Source organism: Frankia sp. Allo2 (genome assembly GCF_000733325.1).
GTDB classification, from domain to species: domain Bacteria; phylum Actinomycetota; class Actinomycetes; order Frankiales; family Frankiaceae; genus Frankia; species Frankia casuarinae.
On the sequence record NZ_JPHT01000070.1, the window covers coordinates 1 to 9,332 of the forward strand.

Below are 9,332 nucleotides of genomic sequence, written 5' to 3' on the forward strand. Positions count from 1 at the left end.
GCGGCATCCAACTCCGCATAGGTCAACCGCACATCCTCACAGACCACCGCCACCGCATCAGGCCGCGCGACCACCTGCGCCTGAAACATCTCCGGTAGTGTCAGGTCCGCAGTACCAGGCATCGNCGNCCCCGCCTCATCCGTCCGGTATCGAGTGGTGCGGCGAGACCTGCCGTCAGTCGGCGGTCTCGTACTCCGCCATCTCCGCGATGAGGCTCTTGGGCCGCATGTCCGTCCAGTTCTCCTCGATGAAGTCCAGGCACGCCTTTCTGGAGTCCTCACCGTGGACGATGGACCAGCCTCCTGGAACCTCGGCGAAGACCGGCCAGAGCGAATACTGGCCTTCGTCGTTGACGAGCACGAAATAGCTGGCGGACTCGTCCTCGAAGGGATTGGTCATGACCATTACCTCTCTCCGTCGGCGACCATTTGGGGATAACGACTCATCCCACTGTAAGGTAACCGACCCGTGACGGGCAGAGCAAGGCGGTACCCGGCCAGATGTCCGATTCAGCAGTTGGACATCCGGCCCTGAAAATGTCCACTCAGATTCGATGACCGAACGACACGCCTCGTCATCGTGCACGCCCCGTTCATAGGCTTCACCCGGCCAGCCGACCCATGGCCCCCGGTAACCGGCTCACCCCGGTAACCGGCTCGGTGCGGTAACCGACTCAGTGCGGTAACCGACTCAGCGCGGCGGGTTGGCCTGCGACTCCACGAAGCCGACCAGCCGCGCGATGCCCTCCTCGATGTCGAAGCGGGTCAGGTAGCTGGTGGACAGCCGGATGCTGTGGTCGCCGCCGCCCTTCGGATAGAAGTAGGACATCGGCGTCCAGATAACCCCGAAGTCCTGCGCCGAACGGGTCAGCGCGGCATTGTCGGCACGGAACGGCNCCCGCATGGTCAGGAAGAATCCGCCGCGGGGTGAGTTCCAGCTCNCCCCGCGCTCGGCCCGCCGCTCGGCCGGCAGGTGCTTGTCCAGGCACTGCAGCATGGCGCGCATGGTGTCGCCGTAGTAGGCCGAGGTCTCGCCGTTCAGCTCGGAGATCCGGCCGTCGGCGGCGAGCAGGGCCCCGGCGATGGCGGCCTGGCTGAGCGGCGAGGTGTTCACCGTGACCATGCTCTTGATCTTGGCGAGGTCGTCGGCCAGCAGCCCGGTCCCTCCGGAGGCGTCCCGCACCACCTGGTCGGCGACCGCGAATCCGACGCGGGCCCCCGGGAAGACCGTCTTGGAGTAGGAGCCGAGGTGGATCACCCGGCGCGCCGGATCGAGCGACTTCAGCGTCGGCACCTGCGGGCCCGGGCTGACCAGCCGGTACGGGCTGTCCTCAAGGATCAGCAGGTCAAGGCGTACGGCCAGGTCGAGCAGCGCCCGCCGGGCCGGCAGCGGCATGGTCACCCCGGAGGGGTTGGAGTGGTCGGGGACCACGTAGACGGCCCTGACCCGGCGCCCGCGCGCCCGCTCGGCCGCGACCGCGGCCGCCAGATCGGCGCAGTGCAGCCCGTCCGCCCGTTCCTCGACCGGGGTCACCTCGATGTCCAACAGCCGGGCCGCGCCGGTGATCCCCACGTAGCACGGGCTGGAGACGACCAGCACGTCGCCCGGGTCCCGCATGAGCGCCCGCAGCGCCAGGAACATCGCCTCCTGGCAGCCGACCGTGACCACGATGGACTCCGGCGGCACGTCGATGCCCTCGTCCACCCGGAGTGATTCGGCGATCAGCTTCCGGATCTGTCCGGCGGACGGGCCGTACTGGAACAGGGCGTCGCGGATCTGAGCTGGCGAGTCGCCCCGCTCGGCCAGGTGATCGAGATAACGCCGCACCTGCGTGAAGATCTGCTCGATGTCGAAGAAGCCGTCATAGGGCCGTCCAGGAGCGAACGAGATCGCCGTGGGGAAACGCACGGTGACCTCGTTGAGAAAGTTCATCGTGTCCATGACGGGATCGGCGACGCTGGAGTGCAGGTCTTCCTTGCGCAGGTCTTCCTTGCGCGGGTAATGGGTTGTCTCCATCAGCTGTCCTCCACTTTCTGTGGATCGGGGATGCGACCGTGCCCGACCCGGCCGCGGACCAGCAGATCGGTGACGGCGGTGTTCCCCTCGGACCGCAGCGCCGAGGCCGTACGTGCCAGATCCCGCGCCACCTCGTCGAGCACGTCGGCGATCGGATGGGCGTTGGCCGACATGATGCCGAGCCACAGCCGAGGGTCGCCCGCCGCGATCCGGGTGACGTCGCGCGCACCCTGCCCGGTCAGCCTCATGATTGTCTCCGGGGTGTCCACGAAGCGGGCCGCCATCGCCGAGGCCACCACGTGCGGGGCGTGCGAGATCACCGCCATCGCCCGGTCGTGCTCGGCGGGATCCATCAGGACCGGCCGCGCGCCGCAGGCCCGCACCAGCGCGGTCACCGTGGCGGCGGCGGCCGCGCCGGACTCGCCGGTGGGGCACAGTACCCAGGACCGGCCGCGGAACAGGCCGGCCCGGGCGGCCAGCGGCCCTGACCATTCCCTGCCGCCCAGGGGGTGGCCTCCGACGAAGGCCGTGAGGTCGCAGCCCAGCTTGGCAGCCTCGGCGATCGGCGCCTGCTTGACGCTGGCCACGTCGGTGTACACGTGGGCCACCTGGTGCTTCTGCGCGTCCCGCAGGGCGGCAGGCACGGCGGCGGGCGGTACGGCCAGCACCGCGAGGTCGGCGGGAGCGCCCCGGTAGGCGGCGGGTCCACCGGGTAGCACCACCCCGGCGCCGAGGCCCGCGGCGAGCCGCGCCGCCGCCGGATCGCGGTCGGTCAGCAGCACGTCGGCGCCGTGGTCGCGTACGGCCAGGGCGATCGAGGTGCCGATTAATCCGGCGCCGATGACGATGAGGCGCCGGGGCACGAGATCAGCTCCCACCTGCTCACTCCCCCAAGGCCGAGGTCAGGCGCTCTCGGCGGCCCGTTGGCGTTCGACGGCCTCGTACAGGGCCTTGATGTTGTTGCTGCCGAACGTGTGGGCGCCGCGGCGGTCGATCAGCTCGTGGAAAAAGGTCCGCCTGGGGTGCCGGGACGCGGTGAAGATCTGCAGCATGACGCCGCCGTGGTCGCGATCGGCCAGGATATTGAGCTCACGCAGCGTCTCCACCGGGACGCCGACCGGGCCGAGCCGCGCCGGCAGCGCCTCGTAGTAGCTCGCCGGGGTGGTGAGGAACCGCACCCCGCGCTTCGCGCTGTCCCGGACCGCCGCCGTGATGTCGTCGGTGCGGAACGCGATGTGCTGGATTCCCGCCCCGCCGTGCGAGCGGACGAACTCGTCGATCTGGCCGGGGGCGCGGGTGGTGTCCGGTTCGATGATGGTGAAGGTGACCTTGCCGGACGGGCTGCGCACCACCTGGGAGTCCATGGCCTGAGAGCCGACCACGATGCGCTCCTCGAAGGTCCGGGTGAAGCCGAACACGTCCCGATAGGCGCGTACGGTCGGGTGCAGTTCGCCGGCGGGCAGGCAGACCGCGACGTGGTCGATGGCCCTGAGCAGGCCTTCGTTGGAGCGGTCTGGGACGGTCTCCTCGATGAGGCCGGGCGAGAAGGGCCCCTCGACCGCCTCCCGGGAGGTGAAGCGGTGCTCCACGTCGCCGAACCCGGCCACCGACGCGAAGGTCACGCGGCCGCCCGGCGTTCCCAGGGTCTCGGGCGGCGTGACCGGCACCGCTCCACGATTCACCGCCTCGGCGAACGCGGCCTGCGCCTGGTCGANGGCGAAGCCGATGACCGCCACTCCGTCGCCGTGCCGACGGACGAACTCGGCGGCGCGGTGGTCGGAGCTGGTCGCGGCGGTGACGACGACAGTGATGTCGCACTGCCGCAGCAGCACCGACTCGCAGCCCTTGAGCCCGGTGCGCGGCCCGCCTCGGCCGGTGACGGTGAAACCGAAGGAATCGCACAGTTCGGCCGCAGCCTGCGCGGCGTCCTCGACGAACAGCTCAATGTGGTCGATCGAATGAATGTCCATTCTTGCCCCTCCGTTCGTTGCGCCTCGACGCGCTTTCCACCCCAGCCCGCTGGTTAACCGGAATGACGCCCACCCCCGATTACGGATTCTTTTCTCCTGGACGACGCACCAGCGGTGGGCGGCGGACGGCGCGGGCTCAGCGGCCAGCCCATTCTGGGTCGCGTTTCTCGACGAACGCTCGGACCCCTTCCGCGGAGTCCAGGCTGTGCCGGCGCCGCTCTTCCCAGTGGTATCGGGCGGAGAATGCCTCCGGCAGCGGCATGTCGAGAGATCTGAGCACCACTTCCTTGATGGCGCGAACCGAGAGGGGGGCGCTTCTGATGATGTCGTCGGNCCACTCGGCGACGCAGCCGTCCAGCTCCGGGTAGGAAACCACGTCGTTGACCAGGCCGAACCGCAGTGCCGTCGCGGCGGTCAGCCGGCGACCGGTGAGCAGATACCCCATCGCGGTCTTCAGCGGAAGCTGCCGGGCCAGCCGGAACGCGCCGCCGGCCCCGGGGATCAGGCCGAGCCGCGCCTCCGGCAGCCCGAAGACCGCGTGCTCGGCGGCGACGATGAGGTCGCAGGCCAGGGCCAGCTCGAACCCGCCACCCAGCGCGTACCCGTTGACCCGCGCGATCACCGGCTTGGACAGGGTGAAGCGCTCGGTAAGCCGGGGCCAGCCGGGCTGACCCCGGCTACCGAGGGAGGTGGCGGGCGCGCCTCGCTCGGTGAGCTCTGCCCGCTCCTTGAGGTCCTGGCCGACCGAGAAGGCCCGGTCGCCCGCGCCGGTCAGCACCGCCACCCACACCTCATCGTCGGCCTCCACGTCGTTCCAGATCGCGGCGAGCTCCTGGTGAGTCCGCTGGTCCAGCGCGTTGAACACCTCAGGCCGGTCGATCATGATGCTGGCCACGTGGCCCTTCTTCGCGTAGCGCACCCGCGGCTCGTTCATGCGAGGCTCCCGGCGAATCGGCCGACCTTGTCGATGACATCCTGATCATGAAGCCGCAGCGCCTGCTGCAGCACGAACTCGGCCACGAAGCGGCGGAACTCCGCCACAGGTTCCTCGGCGAGGTTCAGCATCCGCCGGTTGGCGACCACCGCCGGCCCGTCGAGCCGGGCCACGCTCCGGTCGACGGCGGCGTCCAGCTCGTGCGGCTCGACGACCTCGTCGAGCACGCACCGGGCCGCGGGCTCGGTCGCCCAGATGCGGCGGCCGCCCAGGATGACCTGGCGGGCCAGCCGTGGCCCGGCGCACCGGCTGAGCCGCAGCGCCGAGACCCCGGGAATGATGCCCTCCCGCGTGGCCGGAAGGCTGAAGTAGGAGTCGGCCGCGGCCAGGACATGATCGNACACCAGCAGGAGCTGGGCCCCGCCGCCGATGGCAAAGGTGTCCACGGCGGCCACCCACGGCTTCTCGATCACGCCACCGCGCCAGGTCGCCCCCTCTCCGGCGACCAGACCTCTAACGATCTTGCTGATGTAGCCGAGCTCGCGACGCAGCAGGAACCCGACCAGCGAGATCTCCCCGGCGTGCAGGCGCTTGAGGTTGATGCCCACGCTGAACACCCGCCGGCCCCGGTAGCGCGGATGGCTCATCTCCCCGCCGCGCAGCAGCCCCACCCGGACGGCCGGGTCGAGCAGGGCCAGGTCGACGACGGTCTCCATGTCCTCGACCTGCTGCTCGTCCTCGGCGTTCAGGCAGTCGTCGCGGCACATGGTGAGGTGGGCCACCCCGTCGCGCCGGTCCAGGCGTACCGTCTCCAGCCGCAGCGAACCGGTGCGGCGGAACTCGGGCAGCAGCGCCAGCGCGCGCGGGGTCGGGTGCAGCATCGAGTCGAGCAGGTGCGGACCGGACAGCGGCGAGCGCAGCACCGCCCGCAGGAAGATGCCCTGGTCGATCTCGCGCCCTTCCTTGTTTCTCTGCGGCCGCTCGCGTTCCACGGCGAGTTGCCCGGTGGTGGGCACCAGGCCGGGGACCGCGGTCGCGGCGGCCTCGACCAGCTCACCGAGCCGCAGCCTGATGGTGCGGCCAGCCGTGAGCCGGTCGTACACCTGGTCGGCATGCGCGTCCATGAACCGGACCCGCAGCAGGCGGATCCCGTCCACCACGGCGGCGGCCTCGGCCCGCTGCTCGGGTGAGCGCACCGCGGGCTCGGGCAACGCGGCGAGCCGTTCCTCGGCGCGCTCGGCCGCCTCGGCCAGAGCCTTCTCCGCCCGCTGCGGGGCGGCGACCCCGGCCGTCATGATGCCGCCCCGCGGCGCAGCGCACGGTCGTAGGCGGCCAGGTGGGCACCGAGCGCTTCCTCGAAGCTCGTGGTGCTCGCATCGAACATCAGCTGCCGTCTGATCGCCAGCTCCCGCCCGGGGAAGGCTTCCACCGGCACGCCCTCCGGATCGTCGGACAGTTCGTCGAGCAGCCCGAGCCGCAGCGCCTCGACGGCGTCGATCGGCGCGCCGAACATCACTGCCCGGCGAGCCGCGGCGGTCCCTNCCTGCTGGACGAGCCGGTAGAGGGCCATCCCGGGCCAGGTGGCCCCGCCGTCGGTCATGACGAGCAGCCGAGTGCCGGGGGTGGCCAGGCGCACGTCGGTGGCCAGGAGTACGTCGAGTGCCGTCCCGCCGCAGTCCCCCGAGGCGATGGCGACCGTCGTCGCGGACTGCCGCTCCAGCCGGCGCAGTGCCCGCTCCCACTTGGTCACGAGACCGACGGTCAGGTCCTCGGGCACCCCGCCGCGCGGGGCGCCCGACACGTGGGCGACCAGGGCTGCGGTCCCGCCGGAGTCCTCCACCCGGTCGCAGACCTCGGCGACCCGGCGGACCGACTCGGCCGACAACGGCTGGGCGCCGTCGATCCTCAGCACGATCTCCTTCGCCCTCACCATTGGACCAACGCCATCTCGATGGTGGAGCCGGGCCCCATGGCCATCAGCACCCCGTGGTCACCGGGACGGGTAACGCCCTCCTGGCACAGCCGCTCATAGGAGAACAGGAAGGAGCCGCTGGACACGTTCCCGTAGTCACGCAGGACTCCGGTGGTGTGCCGGACGTCGTGGCGGGTGAGCCCGAGATTGACCACGACCGCGTCGATGACTTTCTTCCCGCCCGAGTGCACCAGCCAGTAGGCGATGTCGCTGCGCCGCAGGCCGGTGCCCGCCAGCAGCCGGTCGGCGACCAGCTCGGCGTGCGCGCCCACCACGTAGGGGATCTGCGGGTCGAGGAAGAAGCTGAACCGTCCCTGGTCGCGGTCCCAGTCGTAGCGCATGGCGTCGATCGCGTCGGTGATGACGCAGCTCGCGAACTTCAGAATGCGCGCCCCCGGACCTGGCGTGCCGGCGACCATGGCCACCGCGGCGGCACCGTCGCCGAACAAGCTGTTGACCACGGCCGTGCGCATCGTGGAGTCCAGCGCGTACGCCGCCGAGCACGCCTCGACGCACAGCACGACGGAGAGCTCTCCCGGGTGCGCCGCCGACCAGCCGGCCACCACGTTGAGCGCGTTCAGGCCCGCGTTGCAGCCCATGCCGACGATGTCGCTGCGGCTGCAGTGCCGGTCGATGCCCAGCTCGCGGATGATCAGTGCGCTGAGCCCCGGGACGAGGAATCCGGTCGAGGTCACGCAGCACAGATGGCCCAAGTCGGCCAGCTCGGCGCCGGCGTCCTTCAGACAGGCGGTGAGGGCCTCGATCCCCATGCCGACTGCGAGCCGCTTGTGCTTGTCCAGCAGGTCGCCCTGCGGCTCGCAGACCCGGCGGCCGGCAGCGTCGGCCGGGGGCAAGGTGAGGTGGCGCCGATCGATCGCGCTGTTGAGGAAGACCGAGCGGACCCTGGGATCCGTCACGCCCAGGATGTCGAGCAGCTCCCGCTGGGTGTACGACGTGGCGGTCACGGCGGTCCCNACACCCNCGATCCTGGCGNTCGGCCGGACGTGCGGGNGCGCTGCGGCCGGGGGCTCCGGCCGGTCGAGGCTGATGGTCATCGGAAGGTCCATCCCCACATGCGCGGCTTGCTACGGAGGAGCGGTCGAATGCTTGTCGTCGGCACCTTTCTCACCTCTCGTGTCGTGCCAGCTTCTCGGTGATCACCCGTGCGATCTCCGCGAGATGTTCTGCCTGCATGAGCTCCTGGTGGGCTCCTGAGATTTCGTGACCGTCGATCCGCCCGTCGACGTAGGGCCGCCACAGGGTGGGCGCCTCGGCTGCGGGCTGGGAGGGCAACCGGTCAAGCAGCGCGACGAACAGCAGCAGGTCGCCGTGCAGGACATCCGGAGTGAACTCCGCGCCCAGCCTCATGGTGTTGTCGAGCACCGAGCGGATCCTGCGCAGCCGCTCGCCGTCGACGTCCCCGCGGCCGACGTCCCCACGGCCGACGACCTGCTCGATCATCCGGTCCAGCCGCTGGTCCATCTTCCCGCGGACCTTCGGCATGACCTCCCGGCCGTCCTCCGGCCGGCTCCGTACGGCGGTGGAGGCGGGATAGCCGTCGAGAATCGCCAGGAGGCCGACCTGCTCGCCCCGTGCCTGGATGTGGGTGGCGAGGGCATGGGCGACCACCCCGCCCAGCGACCAGCCGAGCAGGTGGTAGGGGCCGGTGGGCTGGACGGATCGGATCCGTTCGAAGTAGTCGGCCGCCATGTCCGCCACGGTCCGCGGCAACGGCTCGGTCCGGGCCAGGCCTCGTGCCTGGAGGCCGTAGATGGGCAGGTCAGCGGGCAGGTGGTCGGCCAGGCCCGTGTAGCGCCAACTGATGCCCTCCACCGGGTGGACGCAGAACAGCGCGGGCCGGGTCCCCTCGGTGCGGATCGGCAGCAGGACGTCGAAGTCGTCGTCCTCGCCGCGGGTCTCCAGGGATGCCGCGACACCGGCCGGGGTGGGCTCGGCGAACAGCGTGCGGACGTTCAGCTCCGTGCCCAGCACCTCGCGGATGCGAGCGATCAGCCGCATGGCCAGCAGCGAGTCGCCGCCGAGGTCGAAGAAGCCGTCGTCGGCCCCGACNNNCNCCAGGTCCAGGACCTCGGCGAACAGGGCGCACAACCGCTCCTCGACCGCGGTGCGCGGCCCCCGCCCGGTCGCCAGAGCACCGAAGTCGGGGGCGGGCAACGCCGCGCGGTCCAGCTTGCCGTTGGCGGTCAGCGGCAGCTCCGCCACCTCGACCACCACCGCGGGGACCATGTACTCGGGCAGCCGCCCGGCCACGAAGGCGCGGATCTCCGCCGCGCCGATCTCCTGGTGTGGCACGAGATAGGCCACGAGCTGCCGGTGGCCCGGCTGGTCCTCACGCACCACGACGGCGACCTGGTCGACGGCGGGATGCCCGGACAGCACGGCCTCGATCTCGCCGGGCTCGATCCGGAAACCACGGATC

9 protein-coding genes are annotated in these 9,332 nt (G+C 70.8%); all 9 read right to left on the reverse strand.

All coding sequences use genetic code 11. The features are described 5' to 3' along the window. Positions 1–174 precede the first annotated feature (174 nt). Positions 175–399 carry an MbtH family protein gene (locus ALLO2_RS22275; protein ID WP_035734592.1) on the reverse strand — a complete coding sequence of 75 codons (225 nt, stop codon included), beginning with the start codon at positions 397–399 and terminating at the stop codon, positions 175–177. A gap of 291 nt (positions 400–690) precedes the next feature. Further along, positions 691–2,016, reverse strand: a complete 1,326-nt coding sequence (locus ALLO2_RS22280; RefSeq protein ID WP_035734586.1) for a PLP-dependent aminotransferase family protein — start codon at positions 2,014–2,016, stop codon at positions 691–693. Then, positions 2,016–2,894: a prephenate dehydrogenase gene (locus ALLO2_RS22285; RefSeq protein WP_011436865.1), complete on the reverse strand. Its 879-nt coding sequence runs from the start codon at positions 2,892–2,894 to the stop codon at positions 2,016–2,018. The genes ALLO2_RS22280 and ALLO2_RS22285 overlap by 1 nt, the downstream gene beginning before the upstream one ends. Positions 2,895–2,918: 24 nt before the next feature. Continuing rightward, positions 2,919–3,986: a 4-hydroxyphenylpyruvate dioxygenase gene (gene hppD, locus ALLO2_RS22290; protein ID WP_035734587.1), complete on the reverse strand. Its 1,068-nt coding sequence runs from the start codon at positions 3,984–3,986 to the stop codon at positions 2,919–2,921. Between the two features lie 136 nt (positions 3,987–4,122). Beyond that, positions 4,123–4,920, reverse strand: coding sequence for an enoyl-CoA-hydratase DpgD (gene dpgD / locus ALLO2_RS22295; protein ID WP_035734588.1), 798 nt, complete (start codon positions 4,918–4,920; stop codon positions 4,123–4,125). Further along, positions 4,917–6,215, reverse strand: coding sequence for a (3,5-dihydroxyphenyl)acetyl-CoA 1,2-dioxygenase DpgC (gene dpgC / locus ALLO2_RS22300; RefSeq protein ID WP_035734589.1), 1,299 nt, complete (start codon positions 6,213–6,215; stop codon positions 4,917–4,919). The genes dpgD and dpgC overlap by 4 nt, the downstream gene beginning before the upstream one ends. Then, positions 6,212–6,853, reverse strand: coding sequence for an enoyl-CoA-hydratase DpgB (gene dpgB, locus ALLO2_RS22305; protein WP_035734590.1), 642 nt, complete (start codon positions 6,851–6,853; stop codon positions 6,212–6,214). The genes dpgC and dpgB overlap by 4 nt, the downstream gene beginning before the upstream one ends. Further along, positions 6,847–7,947, reverse strand: coding sequence for a 3,5-dihydroxyphenylacetyl-CoA synthase DpgA (gene dpgA, locus ALLO2_RS22310; RefSeq protein ID WP_035734593.1), 1,101 nt, complete (start codon positions 7,945–7,947; stop codon positions 6,847–6,849). Before dpgA ends, dpgB begins: the two co-directional genes overlap by 7 nt. A 70-nt stretch (positions 7,948–8,017) precedes the next feature. After that, a partial coding sequence (locus ALLO2_RS22315; protein ID WP_035734591.1) for an alpha/beta fold hydrolase occupies positions 8,018–9,332 on the reverse strand: 1,315 nt, incomplete at its 5' end.

Coding starts and splice junctions, on each gene's coding strand:
- ALLO2_RS22275 (WP_035734592.1), bottom strand. CDS start 399: ATGACCAATCCCTTCGAGGACGAGTCCGCCAGCTATTTCGTGCTCGTC.